At 36.0% G+C, this 23,174-nt stretch carries 18 protein-coding genes; 17 read left to right on the forward strand and 1 reads right to left on the reverse strand.

Going from position 1 to position 23,174, the window contains the following annotated elements:
• The first annotated feature begins 29 nt into the window (after positions 1 to 29).
• The 13 genes from HCB38_RS02935 (at position 30) to HCB38_RS02995 (ending at position 11,975) form a co-directional block, all read left to right on the forward strand.
• Entirely contained in the window at positions 30 to 2,078 is a 2,049-nt protein-coding gene (locus tag HCB38_RS02935) for a Na+/H+ antiporter (protein WP_185637498.1), read from the forward strand.
• A gap of 208 nt (positions 2,079 to 2,286) precedes the next feature.
• A complete protein-coding gene (locus tag HCB38_RS02940; protein WP_185607611.1) occupies positions 2,287 to 2,829 on the forward strand; it encodes a helix-turn-helix domain-containing protein in 543 nt (180 codons plus the stop codon).
• Between the two features lie 15 nt (positions 2,830 to 2,844).
• Positions 2,845 to 3,939: an ABC transporter ATP-binding protein gene (locus HCB38_RS02945; protein ID WP_077916466.1), complete on the forward strand. Its 1,095-nt coding sequence runs from the start codon at positions 2,845 to 2,847 to the stop codon at positions 3,937 to 3,939.
• Positions 3,939 to 4,748, forward strand: coding sequence for an ABC transporter permease (locus HCB38_RS02950; protein WP_003721372.1), 810 nt, complete (start codon positions 3,939 to 3,941; stop codon positions 4,746 to 4,748). The genes HCB38_RS02945 and HCB38_RS02950 overlap by 1 nt, the downstream gene beginning before the upstream one ends.
• Complete coding sequence (locus HCB38_RS02955) at positions 4,745 to 5,551, forward strand: ABC transporter permease (protein ID WP_097349910.1); 807 nt, start codon at positions 4,745 to 4,747, stop codon at positions 5,549 to 5,551. Before HCB38_RS02950 ends, HCB38_RS02955 begins: the two co-directional genes overlap by 4 nt.
• On the forward strand, positions 5,548 to 6,621 hold the full coding sequence (locus HCB38_RS02960; protein WP_003726405.1) for an ABC transporter substrate-binding protein: 1,074 nt from the start codon (positions 5,548 to 5,550) through the stop codon (positions 6,619 to 6,621). Before HCB38_RS02955 ends, HCB38_RS02960 begins: the two co-directional genes overlap by 4 nt.
• A gap of 240 nt (positions 6,622 to 6,861) precedes the next feature.
• On the forward strand, positions 6,862 to 7,212 hold the full coding sequence (locus HCB38_RS02965) for a hypothetical protein (RefSeq protein ID WP_185318254.1): 351 nt from the start codon (positions 6,862 to 6,864) through the stop codon (positions 7,210 to 7,212).
• A 219-nt stretch (positions 7,213 to 7,431) separates the two neighbouring features.
• Entirely contained in the window at positions 7,432 to 8,133 is a 702-nt protein-coding gene (locus HCB38_RS02970; protein ID WP_003765986.1) for a carbonic anhydrase, read from the forward strand.
• A gap of 67 nt (positions 8,134 to 8,200) precedes the next feature.
• Positions 8,201 to 8,743, forward strand: coding sequence for an HD domain-containing protein (locus HCB38_RS02975; protein ID WP_185637500.1), 543 nt, complete (start codon positions 8,201 to 8,203; stop codon positions 8,741 to 8,743).
• 136 nt (positions 8,744 to 8,879) lie between these two features.
• Positions 8,880 to 9,752 (forward strand): ROK family protein, encoded by an 873-nt coding sequence (locus HCB38_RS02980; RefSeq protein ID WP_185318256.1) that lies wholly within the window; start codon positions 8,880 to 8,882, stop codon positions 9,750 to 9,752.
• An 84-nt stretch (positions 9,753 to 9,836) separates the two neighbouring features.
• The gene (locus HCB38_RS02985) at positions 9,837 to 10,766 is read left to right on the forward strand and encodes a nitronate monooxygenase (RefSeq protein WP_185318257.1); all 930 of its coding nucleotides are present in this window, start codon (positions 9,837 to 9,839) and stop codon (positions 10,764 to 10,766) included.
• Positions 10,767 to 10,998: 232 nt separating this feature from the next.
• Entirely contained in the window at positions 10,999 to 11,451 is a 453-nt protein-coding gene (locus HCB38_RS02990) for a MarR family winged helix-turn-helix transcriptional regulator (protein ID WP_185318258.1), read from the forward strand.
• Between the two features lie 17 nt (positions 11,452 to 11,468).
• On the forward strand, positions 11,469 to 11,975 hold the full coding sequence (locus tag HCB38_RS02995) for a GNAT family N-acetyltransferase (protein WP_185637502.1): 507 nt from the start codon (positions 11,469 to 11,471) through the stop codon (positions 11,973 to 11,975).
• A gap of 27 nt (positions 11,976 to 12,002) precedes the next feature.
• Here HCB38_RS02995 and HCB38_RS03000 read toward each other — a convergent pair whose 3' ends face one another.
• Positions 12,003 to 12,416 (reverse strand): VOC family protein, encoded by a 414-nt coding sequence (locus HCB38_RS03000; protein WP_185637505.1) that lies wholly within the window; start codon positions 12,414 to 12,416, stop codon positions 12,003 to 12,005.
• Between the two features lie 145 nt (positions 12,417 to 12,561).
• Here HCB38_RS03000 and HCB38_RS03005 point away from each other — a divergent pair, with 145 nt between their 5' ends.
• From HCB38_RS03005 to HCB38_RS03020, 4 genes are all read left to right on the forward strand, one after another.
• Positions 12,562 to 12,717 carry a hypothetical protein gene (locus HCB38_RS03005; RefSeq protein ID WP_185318261.1) on the forward strand — a complete coding sequence of 52 codons (156 nt, stop codon included), beginning with the start codon at positions 12,562 to 12,564 and terminating at the stop codon, positions 12,715 to 12,717.
• 349 nt (positions 12,718 to 13,066) lie between these two features.
• Entirely contained in the window at positions 13,067 to 19,099 is a 6,033-nt protein-coding gene (lcp, locus tag HCB38_RS03010; RefSeq protein WP_185637506.1) for a putative cellulose-binding protein LCP, read from the forward strand.
• A 471-nt stretch (positions 19,100 to 19,570) separates the two neighbouring features.
• Complete coding sequence (locus tag HCB38_RS03015) at positions 19,571 to 22,201, forward strand: cation-translocating P-type ATPase (RefSeq protein WP_185637508.1); 2,631 nt, start codon at positions 19,571 to 19,573, stop codon at positions 22,199 to 22,201.
• 14 nt (positions 22,202 to 22,215) lie between these two features.
• Positions 22,216 to 23,064: a hypothetical protein gene (locus HCB38_RS03020; RefSeq protein WP_185318264.1), complete on the forward strand. Its 849-nt coding sequence runs from the start codon at positions 22,216 to 22,218 to the stop codon at positions 23,062 to 23,064.
• The last annotated feature ends 110 nt before the right edge of the window (positions 23,065 to 23,174 follow it).

Here is a 23,174-nt window from a genome sequence, read left to right on the forward strand (position 1 = left end):
AGGAGAAAAACGAAAGGGGACGATACATATTGGAGATATTTTTATATGTTTTAGCATTACTTGTAGCAATTTTTATTTCTAATTTACTAAATCGGTTTGTTCCCTTTGTTTCGGTGCCATTAATTCAAATCGGACTTGGTGTAATTATTGCTATTATGCCAATTACATTTGATTTACAACTCAACCCAGAACTTTTTCTAGTAATGTTTATTGCACCCTTGCTATTTAATGATGGCAGACAGACGGATAAAGCGGCACTTTGGGGAATGCGGATGCCGATTTTAGTATTAGCGCTCGGGCTTGTGTTTGCGACGGTTGTTGTGATTGGTTATTTTGTCCACTGGATGATTCCAACCGTTCCACTTGCAGCAGCTTTTGCTCTTGCAGCAGCTCTTGCGCCAACTGATGCTGTAGCCGTTAGTTCACTTTCTGGGCGGATTAATTTACCAAAACGGATAATGAATTTGCTAGAAGGAGAAGCGCTTATTAATGACGCTTCAGGACTAGTTGCGTTCCAATTTGCGATTGCTGCGATGGTGACAGGCGTATTTAGTTTAATGGATGCGAGTATTAGCTTTTTAATTATCGCGATTGGCGGTATTTTAGTAGGAATGATTCTTAGCTGGTTGAAATTTAGACTGTTAAAATGGGTACGCGGGCTAGGTATGGAAGATGTAACTTTTCATATGCTAGTCCAAATTTTAACGCCATTTATTATTTATTTAGCGGCAGAGGAATTACACGTTTCAGGAATTTTAGCGGTGGTTGCAGCTGGGATTATGCATTCAATGGAACAAAAGAAAATGGATCCGCAATTAGTTAAATTAAATATTGTTTCGCAAAGTACTTGGTCGGTTATTATTTTTGTTTTAAATGGCTTAGTGTTTTTACTGCTTGGTACGCAACTTCCTGCGATTACCGAGGTAGTATGGAATGATTCTGGTAGTAGCAATTTACAAGTAATCGCTTATATACTTTCTATCACAGCAGCCTTGATTTTACTGCGCTTCTTATGGGTTTACATCTCATGGAGCATTGGTGCAAAACAAAGACAAAAACAGAATAAAAAGACACAGCTACCTAAGTTTAGACCGGTTGTGCTCACATCGCTTTCTGGTGTTCGCGGAGCAGTTACGCTTGCCAGTGCGATGGCAATTCCATTTTTCTTAGACGATGGATCACTATTTCCGCAGCGCTCGCTAATTATCTTTATAGCATCAGGCGTAATTCTGTGTACGCTAGTTATTGCGACATTTATTTTACCGTTACTAGCAAAAAGTGAAGAAGTAACTACAGAAGATGAACGAGCTGAAATTGCGACGCGGATTCGGATACTTCGAAATGTCATTAGAGAATTGAAAGAACAAACTTTACCAGAAACGAAATCCGCAACAGATGAAGTCATTGAAGATTACCGGAGACGGATTTATGATTTACAGCAAAATAATATTTCGAATCGAGGCATGGATGAAAGAGAACGTGTGAAACGATTAGAAATTATCCAGTGGGAACGTGAAAACACCCAAAAAATGACCGATGAAGGACGCATTGTTGCTACAGATAGCTATCGTTATCAACATTATCTCAATATGATGGAACAAGCGATTAAACAGCGCTTCCGAACAAAAATAAAAACAGCATGGATGTTCCTATATCGTCTAATAATGCTTGTCATTCACCCGAAAAAATGGCGTAGAATCACCCATAAAGTGAAAAAAGGTATTTCTAAAGATAGCGAACGATTTCAAGCAATTCGCCAATTACGAGAAGAAAATGAAGTACTCATTATTTCTAAACTTAAAGAACAATTAACGAAAGAAAATGCTGATATAATTGGACCACTAATTACGGAACACACTATTTTCTTAGAACGCGTGAGAAAAGAGCACAGTCCAAGAGGTAAACGCGCAAAATTCGAACAAAAAAAACGCGAAGTCCAAGTAGTTGCTTTCCAATTAGAACGTGATATTATTCAAAATATGTTTGAAAAAGGCGGGATTTCAAGGGAATTAGCCCGTGACCTACGCCAAAATCTCAACATGATTGAAACGTATTTATATGATGACTTTTTAGAATAAGAGAAGACCTTAAGGACAATGCAACGTTCTTAAGGTTTTTTGTTTTAAAATGATTTATCTAGTGTAGAAAAAAATCAAAAAAACTATTGTTCATGATAAGGCTTTATTGTATAATGTACCTTGCTGTAAGTAAACTTTTTGTTTAATATTAGTAAACTTCTATGACTTGAGGTTTACTATCACTAAACTTGAAAGAAAGGACATTGACATGGAAATTGGCAAACGCATAAAAAATCTTAGACTCAGCAAGAACTTGACACAAGAAGAATTAGGCGAACGAACGGATTTGACGAAGGGATATATTTCTCAGCTAGAACGAGATTTGAGCTCTCCTTCGATTGAAACGTTATTTGCTATTTTGGAAGTGTTAGGTTCCACTCCGAAAGATTTCTTTGATGAAGAAGAACATAATCAAAAAGTAATTTACGGAGAGTTAGAGCATACTTTCTTTGAAGATGAAGAAAAAGGTTACAGAATAAAGTGGCTTGTTCCAGAATCGAATGAAAAAGAAATGGAACCAGTGCTACTTGAAATAGAGGCAAATAGCTGTTTTAAAAGCTTCGAACCATCACTTTCAGAAACTTTTGCTTATGTGTTAAAAGGGGAAGTGACCGTGCTACTTGGTCGAAATGAGTATGCAGCTAAAAAAGGAGAAGCTATTTATTTCCACGCCGCAGATGAACATCAAATTATTAATCGAGCAACGGAACAAGCGACACTCATCTTAGTAGCGACAGAGTCATATTTATAAGGGAGGTAAATGATTGTGACAGAAACAATTATTCGTTTTGAAAACGTAACAAAGCAATTTGATAATGACCCGCCAGTGCTTGACAATGTCAGTTTTGAAATAGAAAAAGGAAAGTTTTATACTTTGCTTGGCCCATCTGGTTGCGGGAAAACAACCATTTTGCGCTTAATTGCTGGATTTTTAGAAGCTTCAGAAGGACAAATTTACTTAGGAGATAAAGTAATTAACCAAATTCCAGCCAATAAACGACCGGTAAATACTGTTTTCCAAGATTATGCGTTATTTCCACATTTAAACGTGTATGAAAATGTGGCTTTTGGACTGCGTATTAAAAAGCTAAAAAAAGATGCAATCGATAAAAAAGTACAAGAAGCGCTGCGCTTTGTTAACTTAAAAGGCTACGAAAAAAGAGAAATTAGCGAAATGTCTGGCGGACAAAGACAACGTGTCGCAATCGCGCGGGCAATCGTTAATGAACCAGAAGTTATTTTACTTGATGAACCACTGTCAGCGCTTGATTTAAAACTACGTACCGAAATGCAATATGAGTTGCGTGATTTACAAAAACGTCTTGGGATTACGTTTATTTTTGTGACACATGACCAAGAAGAAGCACTTGCGATGAGCGATGAAATTTTTGTATTAAACAAAGGCGAAATTCAACAAAGCGGTACGCCAATTGATATTTACGATGAGCCAATTAATAAATTTGTTGCTGATTTTATCGGCGAATCCAACATTGTTAATGGCAAAATGATTCAAGATTTCGAAGTGGAATTTGTGGAAAGACGTTTTGAATGTGTCGACCAAGGTTTCCGTCCAAATGAAGTCGTTGAAGTAGTTATTCGTCCAGAAGATCTAGAGATTACTTCGGCTGAAAAAGGAAAACTTCAAGTAACCGTTGATTGGATGCTATTCCGCGGTGTTCATTATGAAGTTGGTTGTATCGATACTGATGGAAATGAATGGCTTGTTCACACAACGAGAAAAGTTCGTGTGGGTGATAAGATTGGCTTAGCGTTTGAACCAGAGGCAATTCATGTTATGCGTCTTGGCGAAACGGAGGAAGAATTCGATAAGCGGCTTGATAGCTACGATGAGGTGCAGTAATGAATAGACGCACTCGTACAGTTTATCTTGTTCCTTATGTACTTTGGATTTTACTTTTTGTTGTCGCACCAATTTTATTAATTGTTTATTATTCTTTTTTTGATGTGGATGGCAATTTTACAGTAGATAATTATATTCACTTTTTTACCCCTGTATATTTAAAAATGACGGCTAGTTCGTTCTGGTACGCGTTTTTAATTACAGTTTTTACTTTGCTAATTTCTTATCCAACGGCTTATTTGTTAACGAAATTAAAGCATAAACAATTGTGGTTATTACTCATAATTTTACCGACTTGGATCAATTTACTGCTTAAAGCGTATGCCTTTATTGGGATTTTTGGGACATACGGGGCGGCGAATCAATTTTTAGAAATACTTGGAATTGGCTCGAAACAGATTTTATTTACGGATTTTAGTTTCTTATTTGTATCAACCTATATTTTTATTCCATTTATGATATTACCGATTTTTAATGCGATTGAGGAAATTAATCCTACGTTAATTCAGGCATCGCGTGATTTAGGGGCTTCTAGTTTAACTACATTTAGAAGAGTGATATTCCCGCTCACTGCTGACGGCGTGAAATCGGGGTGTCAGGCTGTTTTTATTCCAGCGCTATCACTCTTTATGATTACGCGATTAATTGCAGGAAACCGTGTGATTACGCTCGGAACAGCGATTGAAGAACATTTCCTTGTCACGCAAGACTGGGGTATGGGTTCAACGATTGGCGTATTTTTAATTATTGCGATGATTTTAATTATGTTTTTAACAGGTTCCAAAAAGAAAAGAGGTGCGCGTAAATGAAGAAAAGTAAATGGGGTACGATTTATTTAGTGCTTGTTTTTGTGATTTTATATGCGCCGATTTTCTATTTGATTTTTTATTCGTTTAATAAAGGTGGAACGATGCATGGTTTCAGCGGTTTTACGCTTGATTATTATAAGGAAGTTTTCCAAGATACACGCTTACTGATTATTGTTTTAAATACGTTTGTGATTGCGCTACTTTCTTCAGTGATTGCAACTATTATTGGGGTTTGCGGGGCGCTGGCGATTAAATTTATGCCAAAACCTTTTGCGAAAAACTCGCTTTTAAGTTTGAATAATGTGTTGATTGTTAGCCCGGACGTTATTATCGGTGCTAGTTTCTTGATTTTCTTTACGATTTTAGGTGTAAAATTAGGCTTTATCTCTGTTTTAGTGTCACATATTGCCTTTAGTATACCAATTGTCGTATTGATGATTTTGCCGAAGTTGCAAGAAATGAGTCCGACGTTAATGGATGCTGCGCGTGATTTAGGAGCAAGCCAGTGGCAAGTTCTTTCGAAAGTTATTTTGCCCTATATTATGCCAGGTGTTTTAGCTGGATTTTTCATGGCATTAACTTATTCGCTAGACGATTTTGCCGTAACTTTCTTTGTAACAGGAAATGGTTTCTCAACTTTAGCGGTAGAAATTTATTCCAGAGCAAGACAAGGAATTTCGCTTTCTATCAATGCTTTATCGACACTGATTTTCCTATTTACCATTATTTTAGTGATCGGTTATTACTTTATCAACCAACGCAATACAAGTAAAAATATTCGGACGGGGGCGACGAAAGAATGAAGCAACTGCTGAAAATTTTTGTACCAGTAATTGTGGTCGCGCTCCTAATGATGCTACTTGCAACAACAATGAACCGCTCTGAGGGCTACGCTGGGAGTAATACGCTGACGATTTATAATTGGGGCGATTACATTGATCCATCGCTCATTACTAAATTTGAAAAAGAAACTGGCATCAAGGTCATTTACCAAACATTTGATTCTAACGAAGCGATGATGACGAAAATTGAGCAAGGTGGAACGACCTTTGATATTGCAGTGCCAAGTGATTACGCGATTAGTAAAATGAAAGAAGAAAATTTGCTGATTCCGCTTGATCATTCCAAACTGCCAAATGAAAAATACCTTGATCCGCGTTTTATGGACTTGTCGTTTGATGATGATAATAAATATTCGATGCCGTATTTCTGGGGAACGCTTGGCATTATTTATAATAAAGAAATGTTCCCGGATAAAAATTTCGATACGTGGAATGCGTTATTTGATCCCGAATTGAAAAACCAAATCTTGCTAATTGATGGGGCGCGTGAAGTGATGGGGCTTGGGCTGAATAGTCTCGGTTACTCATTAAACGATACGAATAAAGCCCACCTACAAGCTGCCAGAGATAAGTTAGAAACGATGACGCCGAATGTTAAAGCAATTGTTGGCGATGAGATTAAACTTCTCATGGCGGACAATGAAGCGGGTGTCGCGGTTACTTTCTCCGGAGAAGCAGCGGAAATGCTAAGTGAAAATGAAGATTTAGAATATGTTATTCCAAAAGACGGCTCCAATTTATGGTTCGACAACATGGTCATTCCAAAAACGGCAAAAAATGTCGATGGCGCGCATAAATTTATTAACTTCATGCTAAAACCAGAAAATGCTGCAATTAACGCTGAATATGTCGGCTATGCAACACCAAATGAAAAAGCTGTTAAGTTGTTACCAAAAGAAATTTCGAGTGACGAACGTTTTTATCCGGATATGGACGAACTAAATAATTTAGAAGTATATGATAACCTCGGTAAACGAATGCTGTCGTATTATAATGAACTATTTTTGGAGTTTAAGATGTACCGGAAATAAAATGCCTTCATTGAAATATGGCAATATGAAGAACTCCTAGAAACCTTTAACTATTGTTTTTTAGATTTATTGTATGAAGTCATTTTTCTTTAATTTAAGAGGTTTAGTATTTTCATGCTAAACCTCTTTTTATACTATATAAATTGCTTGGAAAATGTTTCAGCACTAGTTTTTTCTTTTTGTAGTTAAATGTATCTGCTATAATTAATGCAATAAAATACTGCTTTAGGGAGGATTTTCATGGATGAGTCGAATTTAACAATGTTTGGAAAGGAATTCATAACTTCTACTCGAGATAGAACTATTCAACATTTAGAATCTTTATTAAATCAAGAAATCAAAGCACCTTCTTTACAGGATATTCAACATAAGCTTTCAATGATGAATGAAGAAGAAAAAGAATTTTTACATCTTTTAGGGACAATGATTGTTGATAATACTTTATTTAACGTTTTAACTATGTTTGAGGAATCGGAAGACAACCTTACGCTCTTAGCAAATCATGAAAATATTGTCGAATCAAGTGATGGACTTGCGGGTGAGTTGTTTACTGATGCTGGGTGGATATCAAAGTTTAGTCGGTTTAAATAATATAGTGCTAAATCTTGGTCAGTTTTGTATTAGGTTTTATAAGCTTCTGCAATCAAAGATATTTTAGAATAAATATTGTACTAAAAACAAAGCCACCAGTATCTTCCCGCCAGTTCACACCAAAGTCAAAACACGAACATTAAGCAAATTACTTGTGGAATAGATCAGCTATCCGCTAAAATAATGTTACGCAATTTTTTTCGAAAAGGAGAAATGGTTATGACAAAGGAAAAAGTGTTATGGGGTTACGATGAAAAGACTGGACCAGAAATGTGGGGGCATATCTGTTCTGACTTTGAAATCGCACATACTGGAAAGGCTCAATCGCCAGTAGATATTGAACAAGCTGATGTTGTGAAATTAAAACCATCAACAATGAAATTTTACTATAAAGAAACAGACTATACGATTAGAAGAATTGAACAATCGGTGCATGTTTTTCCGCATGATAAAGAACAAGGATTACGCTTTAATGGCGAGTATTATCCACTTGTATCGTTTCATGCACATATTCCGGCAGAGCATTTACTCGACGGCTATATGTATCCGATTGAATGGCATTTTGTTCATGAAAAACCAGACGGAACAACGCTTGTAATGAGTGCTTGGATGGAAATTGATAATACAAATAATGTCGAATTCAAAGATTTACCGACGTATTTCCCAGAAGTGTTCGCTGATTTTGAAACAGAACGGGAAATTACTTTGGATGTAAATGAATTTATGCCAGAAGAACGTGTTTTCTATACATACCAAGGTTCACGGACGACACCACCAACCGTGGAAGGCGTAACTTGGATCGTGTTAAAAAATGCGAAGACGCTTGGCCAAGAAGATTTCACTGAATTTGAAAAAGCAATTGGTAATACAAGTCGACCAGTACAAGATTTAAATGGTCGTGAAATTACTTTTTACAATTAAAAAACTAGAAAGCCTCGCTCGAATCTTGTATAGTATAGACATAGATTCTGAGTGGAGGCTTCTTTTTATGTATGAAAAAGCGAGACAGATGATGATTGAAGCGCATAGTGGCCAAGTTCGCAAAATTACAGGCGAGCCTTATTTTTCGCACCCGTTGAACGTAGCGAGAATTTTGCGCCGTGCTGGTTTTCGCGAAGAAGTTGTTGTCGCGGGATTGTTACATGATGCTGTTGAAGATACGGAGATGACCGATGCCGATATTCGCGCAACATTTGGTGATGAAGTAGCAGATTTAGTAGCTTCTCATACAGAAAATAAAACGTTATCTTGGGAAGAACGAAAAGCCCATACGATTGAACAAGTGCGCACTGGAAATTTAGAAGAAAAAGCGTTAATCGTGGCGGATAAGCTAGACAATTTAACCTCTGTCAAATATGCCTTAAGCTCGGAAGGAAAGTCTGTCTGGAGCTATTTTAAACGTGGCTATGAACTCCAAAAATGGTACAACCAAGGCATCAAAAATAATATGGAATACGGATTAAATCCATCTGAAATTCCTCCATTTTTTGATGAATATGCGCGACTTGTGAAGTGGATTTTTAAGAAGTAAAATTTTGTGTTTAAATATCTGTTAAATTAGGTATTTAGAATTAAAATGATAAGTTTTTAGAAAATAAGTTTCTTTTTCCAGAAAACTATTGTAAAATGAAAGCGTTATAAAACTTACGAGAAGGGAAGTTTTTTGAATGGTTTATGGAGCAATTGAAGCAGGCGGAACTAAATTTGTTGTAGCAATTGGTGAAAAGTCAGGTAAAATTATTAAGCGCGAGAGCTACCCGACAACGGAGCCAGCGGAAACAATGAAAGCAGTCATTCAATTTTTCAAACAATATCAAGATGAATTAAAAGCAATCGGAATCGGCTCTTTTGGACCGATTGATATTCAAAAAAGTAGTGCTACATATGGTTACATTACCCAAACGCCAAAACTAGCTTGGCGTAATTATGATATTGTGGGTGCAATGAAAAAAGAATTTAACGTGCCTATTGGTTTTACGACGGATGTTAATGCAGCCGCTTTAGGAGAGGTAAGTTTAGGCGCGGCCGCAGGTTTAGATAGTTGTATTTATTTAACTATCGGAACAGGAATCGGTGGTGGAGCAGTTGTTTCGGGTAAAATCTTAGAAGGTTTTTCTCATCCAGAAATGGGACATATCATGGTGCGCCGTCATAAGCGCGACCGTTTCACTGGAAGTTGTCCGAGTCATAGTGACTGTTTAGAGGGGCTTGCAGCTGGTGGAGCAATTGAAAAACGCTGGGGTCAAAAAGCGGCAGAACTTGCAGATAATGAAGAAGTTTGGAATTTAGAGGCGCATTACATCGCGCAAGCTCTAATGAATTACACACTTATCCTATCCCCAGAAAGAATAGTATTAGGTGGTGGAGTCATGAAACAACGCCAACTTTTCCCACTTGTCCGTCAAAAATTAAAAGCGCTCGTTAATAATTATGTTCAGCTACCAGATTTAGATGCATATATCGTTCCTCCAAAGTTAGAAGATGACGCTGGAATTACTGGCTGTGTCTTGCTCGCTGTGGATGCAGAAGAGTCTAATTAATGGTGAAAAACAGCTCTAGTTTATAGGGCTGTTTTTTGATATACTAAATTGTGATAAAACAAACAAGAACGCAGGAGGAAAAAGATGTCGATTACGAACTTATTAAATATTAAATATCCGATTATCCAAGGTGCGATGGCCCAAATTGCCAAAGCTCCACTTGTAGCCGCTGTGTCTAATGCTGGCGGTTTAGGAATTATCGCTTCTGGCGGAATGACTGCCGAGATGCTACGCGAAGAAATCCAAAAAACAAAAGCACTGACAGATAAACCATTTGGCGTTAACTTAATGCTAATGATGACGAATATTGCGGAATTAACCGAAGTAATTATTGAAGAAAAAGTGGGAATCGTTACAACCGGAGCGGGAACGCCAAAAACATTTATGCCAATCTGGAAAAAAGCTGGAATTATCGTGATTCCTGTTGTCCCATCCGTAATGATTGCTAAACGCATGGAAAAAATGGGCGCGGACGCAGTTATCGCAGAAGGAACGGAAGCTGGAGGACACGTTGGCGAAACAACAACAATGGCGCTTTTACCTCAAATCGTGGATGCTGTAACTATTCCAGTCATTGGCGCAGGTGGAATTGCCGACGGTCGTGGAATCGCTGCGGCTCTAGCTCTAGGTGCAAAAGGTGTCCAAATCGGCACACGCTTCCTAGCAACCGATGAATGCCCAGTACACCCGGATTTCAAAGCAGCCGTAATCAAAGCCTCTGACCGCGACACAATGGTTACTGGTCGAAAAGCCGGCGCTCCCGTTCGCTCGATTAAAAACAAAATGATCAAAGAATACATCCGTTTAGAAGAAAAAAACGCCGATCGTGATACGTTAGAAGAGTTAACTTTAGGCTCTTTACGAAAAGCAGTACAAGAAGGCGACACAGACAATGGCTCTGTCATGGCTGGACAAATCGCTGGATTAATTACAGAAATCAAACCTTGTAAAGATGTTATTGAAGAGATGATGATAGATGCTAAGAATGTGATTGCTGGGTTAGAATTAAATTAATGTTTTAAACTGCTTTCTTTTGAAGCGTTCACTAAAATAGTTTCAATGAAGTCGTAAAATTTTATTAATATAGGATTTTTAGTAAATCATAAAAAAAGCCGTTTCAGTGCAACCCAGTGCTGATACGGTTTTTTGGTTAGTAGAAAACTCCATTTCTATTTCCTCAGTACATCCTCTGTGGTATACTTATGAAAAGATATATTATTGCAAATGCAATAAAAGGAGATTGGTAATGAAAGATATATTAAGAGATATAGGTGTTATTGCTCGGGCACTTGATTCAATAAGTAATATCGAATTTAAAGAATTAAATCTAGCAAAGGGGCAATTTATTTATCTAGTTAGAATTTGCGAAAACCAAGGAATTATTCAAGAAAAATTAGTAGATATTTTAAAAATCGATCGTACTACTGCTTCGAGAGCTATTAAGAATTTAGAGAAAAATGGTTTGATTATAAAGAAACAGGATAAGAATAATAAAAAAAATAAACTATTATTCCCAACAGACAAAGGCCAACAAGTATATCCTTTAATTATCCGCGAAAATGAATATTCTAATGAAGTAGCTTTAAAAGGATTTACTGAAGCTGAGATTAATATGCTCTCCGGGGCGCTCAAGAAGGTCAAAGAAAATATTGCGGATGACTGGCTATATGTGAAAAAAGGCAATAAAAGAAGTTATTAATTGTGGAGGAAAAAGTAATGATAAGATTATGTATAAAAAGTGATTTACAACCGCTCTTAGAAATAAGTTATAAGACATTTGATGAAACCTTTAGAGCACAAAATAAACCGGAAAATATGGAAGCATATTTAAAAACAAACTTTACAGCAAAAAAATTAAGAAATGAATTAGAAAATCCCTATTCCTATTTTTATTTTATTTATCATCAAGAAGCCATTGCTGGATATTTAAAACTAAATATAGGAGATGCTCAAACAGAAGAAATAGTGGGGAAAACAATCGAAATAGAGCGTATTTATGTATTAAAATCATTTCAAAAAAAGGGACTAGGTAATGATTTATTTAGCAAAGCGGTAGAGATAGCGAGAGAAGTTAATGCAGAAAAAATATGGTTAGGTGTTTGGGAGAAGAATAAAAATGCTATTCAATTTTATGAAAAGATGGGCTTTACTCCAAATGGAGAACATGATTTTTATATGGGCGATGATTGTCAAACAGATATTATTATGATAAAAAATTTATAGACCAAAAAAGTTGAGCTTATACTGGGCTCAATTTTTTTGGTCAAAATTAAGCTGCCAAAACACCCCAAACCTATCCGTCACTTGCGCATAAGTCGAACCCCAGAATGCCACTTGCAACTCCATCTCTACTTTTCCATCTGTACGCAAAGCTTGATAGGCATATTTAATTTCTTCCTCAGATGTAAAATTAATAAGAATCGTCACACGGTTCCCGGTTGTAAAAACATCATAAGGCGCATCTGTAATGTAAATAAACTCTTCCCCATTTTTGATTAAGCGACTGTGCATTAACCTTTCACCAAAAACCGCATCACCATAAAAATTATTCATCTCTTTAAAACGTTGGACGCTCGTAATTTCAGCTTGAAATACCTCGGCGTAAAACGTTAGTGCATCTTGACCTTCGCCATTAAAAACTAAGTATGGGACTGCAAAAGGCATGAAATCATCTCCTTTGGGTTTAATAGTTTAAGTATAAGCTTAATCTGCTAGTAAGTCATGTTTTTTAATAAGACAAAATTACTTGTAAATAAATGTGATATATTATTATATACGTCTTATAATAAATAGAACATTTGAAGAACTAATGCTAGATACTTTACGAAAAGCAGTAGAAAAAGGTGATACAAACGATGGTTTTGTCTTGGTCAGCCAAATTGCTGCTTTAATTACAGAAATCAAACCTTGTAAAGAGATTTTTGAAGAGATAATATATGTTGATATAAAGCGAAATTTGTTGTGAGAGAAACGAATCCAAAAAATTAGCTGATAAAAAAATAAATAGTACAAAAGAGAAGATAATTTTCTATCTTCTCTTTTTAAATGGAGGTTTTTATAGTAGAAAAACCTGGAAGATGTTACAAAAAGATGAAGGTGATTTACTAAAAACACATGATTTAGTTGTAAATGATTATTTGAATTTGCGTTGATTTCTATCATAATTACAATATAGTTTGCTAAAAAAATATATAAACTCTATAAAACAAGCTGGAAAAACTTTTTTAGCTTCAACAATTAACTTAATACCTGCAATAATTTTTTTATTACCCACGTATTAACATACATCAAAAATGAGAAGGAGACACGCATATATGACTATTAAAACGACCGGTATAAAACGTTCTTTGCTTTTATTTTTAACAACCATATTAGTACTAAGTCAACTGAACCTCGCATCATTCACAGTATTTGCTGCAGAGACTGATAATGAGGTAATTTCCTATGAGGTTCAAAAAGACATTTCTAGTGATAAAAAGAAAGCAAACCTCAAAATCAAAACGGCACCAAAAGATAATAAAATCGAAATTTTAACAATCGAAACACCTGATGGAAAAATAGTAAAAGGCCAAGAAGCGGAATATACAGCTGAAAAAAATGGTTCTATTGATTTTTTAATCACTTATAAAGAAATTAATTCAGATAAAGAAGCACAAACCTTCACCGCATCTTATGAAGTTAGTGGTATTTCTACTGAAAAAGAAGTAAGTCCAGCAGAGCAAGAAGCTCCAAAACAAGAACAAACTTCTGAACCAGAAAATGAAACTACTAAAAACACGCTGAAAAGCTTAAAAACCGAAAACTCTACCGTAACTTTAAATATCCCTGACTATGATAAGAAAGCCTGGGCTAATGGTGCTATTAAAGATGTTACTGTAACAGCAGTATTTAATGACGATAATTCTAATGATAAGAAAGTGAATTTTACTTTACCAGATGGCATGCGCTTTGTTACAATCCCAGTTCCAACAAGTTACCAAGCACCGAAAACTGTTGATGCTGGAATATTAAGTACTTTAAGCTCAGGAGATCCGCTGGGAAGTGCAATTAATTCTGTCACAATTCCTAATAAGGAAACAAACTATAATAGCGGGACTTATGGAACGGTAAGTTATAATTTAGACCCAGGAACTGAAAGAGTTACCTTTACTTTTTCTGTACGCGTGGACGGGGCTAAATACTATGGAGCGACTGATATAAAAGATCCTATTAAAGTAGAAACTTTCATGGGTGAAGGAGACACACCTGTAGCAACTGCTGAACAAAGTATTCATGCTGAAGGAAAAAAAGTTATTGGTTATGCAGAACAGGATAGCCTCCAAACGATGTTCCGTAACTACTATACACAAAAAGTTCTACCAGAGGTTTTACCTAGTACTGATGATGTAGCTTCATATAATTATACAAAATTTTATTCAGTAATAAATGGTATAAATCAAGAAGACGGTCGTGGAGCAAGATATTTTGTTCCTAAAAATGTTACCACTACACTTTATTATCCAGAAGGTATGGAGTATGTAGGAGTTGTTAACCAGTCAGGGAGCTTAATTAGTAGTAGTGATAAGAGAACAGTTACTCATTATCCTGAGGAAAATAAAGTAGTCGTTGATTTTAATCAAATGTCTTACAATGGTGTAGCTGACTCTGTATTTGCAGTAAAATATAAAGTACCTAAAGGGACGAACCCAGGTGTATATTCGGCGCCAAAAGTACCTCATGCAGTTATGACGGCATATGATGGAACAGTATTTGAATCAGATGCATTATCAAATATTGCGGCTGATTTAACTACACTTGCCCCAGTAGATACTTGTAAAGTTGTAGATTCAACAGAAAATAAAATGACTATAACAACAAATGGCAGAAATATTAATCCTAATAACGAAACTTGGGCTGGCAGTGTAATAGTAAGCAATAAAGCTACAGCAGGAGTTAAAACAAATCAAATTTACGATATTAAGTTTGACGACAACTGGCAAGCTTATATTGTCAATTTACCTTGTGATGGGACTATTTCAGGGAATAAAGTAACTGATATCCAATATAAAACAAATTTAAATTCAGAGTTTCGAACGTACAATGGTACACTTCCAAAAACTAATGGTAATAAAATGGCTCAACTTCATGCAGATGCAGTAGGACTAAAAGATGGAGAGTATTTTACAGAAGTAAAAGCAAATGTAGGTGATTTCTCTGTAGGTTTTACAAATGTAGAAGAGTCAGGCTATTTCCGCTCGTTATCTACTGCTTCTTATGGACTCGTTAAACCAGGTATTCAATCTGTTCAATTTAAAGCGAGCATTTGGGATGCAGAAGATGAAGAAAGTACAAAAGTTAATGGAACATCAACATATTCAGTTGCAAATATTAGTACTTCAGCTGCGAATGGAACTGCTAATTTCTACAACCAGGACGGAGCGCCAACTAAAACAGCTCGTGCTGGAGATAAAATAACTACAAAAGCAACATTACGCTTGTTTGATTATCCTTATGGTACTAGAACAGTTCTTAGTGACCCTGAGATATATTTACGTCAAATAGAGGGTTCAAGAATACAACCAACTTCTATTAAATTAACAGATCAGGATGGAAAAGATGTTGATTTTACGGTTACACAAGAAACAGCTAAAAATGGAGACAAAGTTTATGTTTTAAAAACTACTGATGTATTAGTAGGCGAATTTATTGGTTATCCATATAAAGCGCAGTATTTGAATATTAGCTATGATACTTCATTTGATGTTACTTTAAATAAAAGTATTCATACAGATATTCAAGAATTACTTGCTTGGGGTGGACCTAATGTAACATCTGCTTTAGCTACAAATAAATTTTCGGATATTGGTCTAGATGTTAATAATAATGGTAAGGACAATGAAAACTTACTTTCTACTAATGCTAGTGCTTTAAGCGTACCGAAACAAGACACAGTATCAGTAGAAACGTTCTTGAATATTGCTGGAGAAGGAGAGAAATCACCTTATGTAGAAGGGGATGATAGTACTGTATCCTATTTTACTCCGGGAACTGATGCTGATTACACCGTTAAAGTTACTAATACTTCTAATGATAGTGCTAGAACTTTTGAGCTCTACATTCCGATTCCAAAAACAGGACAAAATTTTGGATCAAAATTCCAACCAGAAGCATTTAAATGGGATATGAAATTAAATGATGCTATTCAACTGACAGCTTTACAACAAGAACAATTTGATGTTAGTTATACAACAGAAGCGAATGCGGATAACTATGATTCATCTAGTATTTACCAAAGTTCTCTTTCCAGTTATGAGAAAGTTAATATGGTTAAAATTAAAGTTAAAACGGAAATTGCTTCTGGAGAGACACAAGTGTTTAAGATTCCATTAAGAGTTGATGAAACTTTTGAATCTGCGACAACTGACAATAAAATTAGTGAACGCGATGTTTATAACCCATATTATCGTGTTATAACTAATACTTACTCTGGATCACTATCCGGTACAAGAGTAGGAGCAGAACTAGTTATCGTAGAACTAGCTGGTGTATTATTTGAAGATAAAAATGTTAATGGATTATATGAAGAATCAAAAGGTGATAAACCATTAGCCAATGAAACAGTTGAACTATACAAATGGAACAATTCAACTTCAACATATGAACCTGCTAAAAATAATGGAGAAAATGTAACAACAAAAACAAACGCTAATGGAAAATATAAATTTGATTATACTTTAGGCGTTGATTATGGAAATTATGCTGTTAAATTCCCTGAAAAGGAAGGTTATCAATATACCTTACAAAACATAGGTAAAGATGGTACGATTGATAGCAATCCACCAAATACGGGCGCAGACAAAGGTTGGGTTAAAAATATTGACCCGGTCCAACCATCTGCTCAAAACATTAATGCTGGTTACTTTGCTTATTCTCCAGAACAAGATTTAAAAGTAAATTTAGACAATAAACTTGTTCAAACCGGAAGTAGTTTAACAGTAACTTTACCCAAAGTAACATCTACAAGCGGGGAAGCAGCTGAAAACACGATTGAACCAGAATTCTTCCAAAATATTCAAGCGAAAACAGATGGCTACAAATGGACAACTGCAAATACTGGAATTGCTACTGTACAAACTTTAAGTGATGGGTCTGGCGCAATTGTCGGAGGCTCTACTAATGGAAAAACTTTAGCAGCAACAGATTTAAATGTTGAAATTCAAGATATATTTGGAACTAAAAAAACTTCTACTGCGCCAGTTTATGTAAAAACAGCTGATGGTAAAGTAGTGCAGAAAAATCAGTTCACTTTAGGGGCGACAGATTTCTCCATAGAATATAAAGACGCTCAAAAACTGACAGAAACTGAATCACTTGATTTAGCTAAAACAGCTGCTTTTGAAGAAGTGAAAGATGGCGTGAATTCAAGTGCACAAGCTGTTACAGTTCAAGCAGATACAACACAACTAAATGCAATTCAAAAAGGTTCAAAAAATGGCGGAATTTACCCGCTAACTTACAAAGTAAACAAAGATAGTAAAGAAGCAGAAGTTACTATTCAAGTAACAGTTGCAAAAGACTTAACTACAATTAATGCCCATGATTCCACGATTTATATAGGTGATAATTGGACAGCATCAGACAACTTTGATAGTGCAGTAGACAAAGAAGGAAATCCAGTAGCGTTTAAAGATGTAGAAGTTACAGGTACTGTAGATACTAATACAGCAGGAATATATCCAGTAACTTACACATATAATGGAGTTTCAACTACTATTAATGTCAAGGTAAAAGCTATTTTAACAGCAGTAAATGCCCATGATTCCACTATTTATACGACTGACAGCTGGACACCAGCAGATAATTTTGATAGTGCGCTAGATAAAGACGGGAATCCAGTAAATTTAGCAGATATCACTGTTACTGGTAGTGTGAATACAAAACAACCTGGTAATTATAATGTCACTTATTCCTATCAAGGGGCTTCGATGACTATTACCGTTACTGTAAAGGAAAATAAAGAGGGTATCAATGTTCATGATTCTTCCATTTACGTAGGAGAAGATTGGTCTAGAGAAGATAATTTTGATAGTGCTGTAGACAAAGACGGCAATACTATTAAATTTGAAGATGTAAAGGTAACCGAAAATCCAACTGTGAACGTAAATAAAGCAGGAACATACAAAATCACATATAGCTATGATGGAATTTCTAAAACGATTACGCTTACTATCAAAGAAATTAAAACAGCAGTAAATGCCCATGATTCCGTTGTATATTTAGACGAAGCATGGGATGCGGAGGATAATTTTGATAGTGCTCGTGATAAAGATGGTAATCCAGTAGCGTTTACGGATGTTCAAGTAAGCGGGACTGTGGATACTAGTAAAGCAGGAACATATCCAATAACTTATACGTATGATAATGTTTCTATTACTGTTCAAGTTAAGGTCGAAAATCCTAAAACAGCAGTAATTGCTCACGATTCTATCATCTATGTAGGTGATGACTGGTCTGCTAAAGATAATTTTGATAAAGCTGTAGATAAGGCAGGAAATCCAGTAGCATTTAAAGATATTACTGTAAAAGAATCACCAGAAGTAAATCCAAATACGCCAGGTGAATACACAGTGACATATAGTTATGAAGGTGTGTCTACCACTATTCTTGTAACTGTCAAAACAAGAGAAACAACGGTGAAAGCCCATGACAGCACAATTTACGCTGGTGAAAAATGGAATGCTCAAGACAACTTTGACGGAGCAACAGATAAACGAGGAGATAAGGTTTCATTTGCTGATATTACAGTAATTGGAACAGTAGAAAGTAAAACACCCGGAACGTATGAAGTGAGTTATCTTTATGATGGTGTTAAAGCAATAGCTCATATCACTGTTCTAAAAAATAAAGCTGAAATTATTGTAAAAGACAGCATTATTAAAACTAGTGAAAAATGGAGTGCAAAAGATAATTTTGTTCGAGCAACATCAAGAGATGGACAATCTATACCATTTTCAAAAGTAAAAGTAAGTGGTACTGTTAATACTAAAAAAGTAGGAACATACAAAGTAGAATATACTATTGATCCGAATGAAGGAACTGCTGATGCTGGTAAAGAACAATTAACTGTTACAGCTACTGTAAAAGTAGTTGAACAAAATGAAACGCCTAGCAAGAGTTCAAATAGTAATAGCTCAAGTAATTTAACAATTTCTAGTAACTCACAGCACTCAGCAACATACGAAGAATCAAAAGCTATACCAAAAACTGGAGATCAAAGTAATCCATGGATAATTTGGTTAGGGATTAGCTTAATAGGATTAGGCGTGTTGCTATGGTTAAATGCACAAAGAAAGAAGAAACATGAATAATAAAGAAATACCAGTAGAGGAAGAATATGCAGTTTTATTCTACTCTCGTTAAGTGCTGAAAGTGAGCTCGATTTTGTACTTGCTTTCATTCAGGTGTGATTGTAGAAAGACTACAATCACACTTTTTTTATTTTCATCTCAGTTTTTTGAGATAGTTCTTTTTTGAGTGAAGAAATTATTCAGGTGCTGATTATATGTTCATTCCTATACTAACGCTATTATATTGTTAAAAACTAAGTATGGAACTGCAAAGGGCATGAAATTTTTTGAGATTAATAGTTTAAGTATAAGCTTAATCTGCTAGTAAGCTACATTTTTAATAAGAAAAAATAGTGAATAAAAACAAATTACTTGTAAATAAATGTGATATATTATACACTTAGTATGAGAAATAGAACATATTAAATATTTTTTTGCAATAAAATAAAGTAAGTACTTGCTTTTAGTAGTAGGTGCGTAGGAGGTAGATGTATGCTTTGGGTAAAAGAGTCAATTGAGCAACTTCTCAGCAAACTACACACGAATTTAGACACAGGATTAACGAAAGAACAAGTGAAACAAAAGCATGGAGAATTTGGGACGAACGAATTTGAAGAGGGCAAGAAAGAATCACTACTTCAAAAAATCGGTCATCATTTGATTGAGATTACGACGATTGTCTTACTTTTTGCAGCAGCAATTTCTGCGTATTTAGCAATTACAACTGGATATGGTTGGGCGAAAGTTGTGGTTATTTTAGGAATTGTAGTTTTAAATATGGTGTTAGGAATTTATCAAGAAAACAGCGCCGAAAAAGCACTCGCGGCACTTCAAAGTATGAATGCACATTTAACGACGGTTGTTCGTGATGGTGTGCGGATGCAGGTAGATGCAACCGAATTAGTACCAGGTGATATTATTGAAATCGTAGCGGGAGATATGATTCCAGCTGACGCGCGGATTATTTCAAGCAGCAGTTTACAAGTCGAGGAATCTGCGCTAACCGGTGAGAGTGTCCCTGTTGAAAAGGATGCAAATGCGGTTATTTCTGAAAAAGCACCCATTGGCGACCGGTTGAATATGCTTTACTCAGGTTGTCTTGTAACGAATGGTCGTGCTACAGCGGTTGTCGTAGAAATTGGTATGGAAACAGAGATGGGGAAAATTGCTGGACTTCTAAACAGCACCTCAAAACTGATGACGCCTTTACAACTTCGCTTAAAAGAACTAGCTAAACGACTTAGTATTGTAGCGCTTTTAGCGGGTATTTTAATATTTATTATTGATGTATATGTGTATGGTGAAACGATTATTGAAACATTAATGATTGCGATTTCTCTTGCTGTAGCAGCGGTTCCTGAGACATTGCCGGTTATTGTAACCTTAACACTTGCTTACGGGGTTCAAAATATGGTGCGGAAAAATACGATTATCCGCCGAATTCCTGCAGTAGAAACAATCGGAAATACGTCTGTAATTTGTTCTGATAAAACAGGAACATTAACACAAAATAAAATGATTATCCAACAAATTTGGGCAGCAGACCATACGCCAATAAAAGCGACTAATGAGTTTGATACAGCAGAACAAAAAGTATTAGAGATGCTCAGTCTTTCTAGTAACGCAACTATTGATATGACAGATGGCGAGGAGACTATCATTGGCGATCCAACTGAAAGTGCGATTATTCGTTTACTAGAAGAAAAAGGAACAACGAAAAAAGCATTAGAAGCTAAATATCCACGTGTATTCGAACTTCCTTTTGATTCAGATAGAAAGCTCATGACAACGATTCATCAAGTAGAAGACGGATTTCTATCCATTACAAAAGGTGCTTTTGACCGCATTCCGGTAAATTTTTCAGCGGAGTTTTTAAAAGAGGCAGAGCAAGTACATGACAGTTTTGCAGAAGAGGCATTACGGGTGTTAGTTGTTGCTTATAAAAAATATTCGGAAATGCCGACTGACTTGTCTAGTAAGGTGCTGGAGACTGACTTAACGTTTGCGGGAATGGTTGGAATGATTGATCCACCAAGACCAGAAAGTAAATCAGCTGTGTTAGCGGCTAAAAAAGCGGGTATTAAGACTGTAATGATAACTGGTGACCATATTGTAACGGCATCAGCAATTGCAAAAGAAATTGGGATTTTAACAGATGGAGACAAAGCCATTACTGGTGCAGAGCTTGCGGACATGTCAGAGGAAGACTTGGAGCAAAACATTAGAAATTACGCGGTATACGCTCGTGTTAGTCCAGAAGATAAGATTCGGATTGTCAAAGCTTGGCAGAAAAATGGGGAAATCGTCACAATGACAGGTGACGGCGTAAATGATGCGCCAGCTCTAAAAGCAGCAGATGTCGGCGCTGCAATGGGTATCACTGGAACAGATGTATCTAAAAATGCTGCAGATATGGTTATAACTGACGATAATTTTGCAACGATTGTAGATGCTGTCAAAGAAGGTCGTACAGCCTATGAGAATATCCGCAAAACGATTTACTTTTTACTAAGTACAAACTTTTCACAAATTTTCATTATGTTAATTGCGATTATTCTTGGCTGGGGCGCGCCGGTTGTAGCTGTTCAGTTGCTACTAATCAACGTCGTATCTGACGGGATTCCAGGTTTTTTCCTTAGTCGTGAAAAAGCAGATGATTCGATTATGGAGCGTAAGCCAATACCGAAAAACGCTGGGATTTTTGCGAATGGACTTGGAAAGAAAATGGCGACACAAGCAGTTGTTTTCACAATTGTGACACTTGCTGGATTTTATATTGGACAGTTTGTAACGATTAATCATTCAATTGGTGCAAGTTATGAAGTTGGAATGACAATGGCGTTTGTTATTCTAGCATGGTCATCTGTTGCGCATATTTTCAATGTAAGAAGTGATAAATCAATTTTCACTATCGGATTTTTATCTAACCGTGGCTTGTTCTTTAGCGCGATTTGTTCGATGTTGATTATTTTAGGACTTGCGATTATTCCACCACTTGCGAACATGTTCTTCTTAGTAGAAATGAGCTTAACGCACTGGATTCTCGCATTCATCCTATCGATGTTCCCACTTTTATTTGTAGAAATTCAAAAGCTTATTCAGCGCAAAAGAGCTAAAGCTTAAAGGAGGGCAATTAAATGAATAAAACTCAACAATTAGTAGCAGCTTCGTTAGAACGTAACTTTGGTAAAGATATCGGTGCGCGTTATGAGGGAAATGAAGAAGCGAAGTTGCTTGCCGAAGAAGTTATTGAGGAGATTGCTATCGTTATCGCCCCACTCGTGGAAAAATTAGGAATGGAAAGTAAAACGGTGAAAAAGACGATTCCATTTTTATATGAACTTCAAAAAAATCAATTTTGTGATATGAGCGCTTATCCGTATCCGCTTCTTCTCGTTAATGGAACGAGCACTGAAACAGAAAAATATTGGCGTGATTTACCAACTTACTGGACAGATGATGCAAATAAAATTGTGCTTCCGTATGTTTTGGAACATATTAAAAATAATAAAGTACGTCAAAAACTACTAGCTTTTCATGCTTGGCTTTTAGGTAAAATAGTAGAAATGAACGAAGAGCTTGAAGCGGATTTTCGCGTAAAATTAGTCTTCGAGTCAGATATGCGTATTCGTTTGCGGGTGTATGAAGTGGAACAAATTGCCATCGAAGTACATTTTTTAGACAATCATGATACCGAACAACAACATTTAGGCTATGATGTGAGTTTGGATGCAGAATTAACCGAGAAAGCAAGACTACTACTACGCCAAGGTATTTTGACTGAAAATCTAGGTTTGGAAGCGCTGAAAGCATACATGAAATCAGTTTTACCAATAGCGCACAGCTTGAAAAATTTGGAACAGTTAACGGAAGAAGAGACGAAGAAACTGACTAAACTATTAACGCAAGAAGAGCCTAAAATCATGGAAGATACAGATTTAACAAGTAAAGCACTCGACTTCTTACAAAAAGTAGCACAGCAATAAGAATAAAATGCTATTTAGAGGAAATGGATCCTAAATAGCATTTTATTTTTGCAAGTGAGATGGAAACAATAGTAAAATGATACAATGAAATTAGAAAAGAGGATGTAAAA

Origin of the sequence: Listeria farberi (assembly GCF_014229295.1) — a bacterium.
In the GTDB taxonomy this organism is placed as follows: Bacteria; Bacillota; Bacilli; order Lactobacillales; family Listeriaceae; genus Listeria; species Listeria farberi.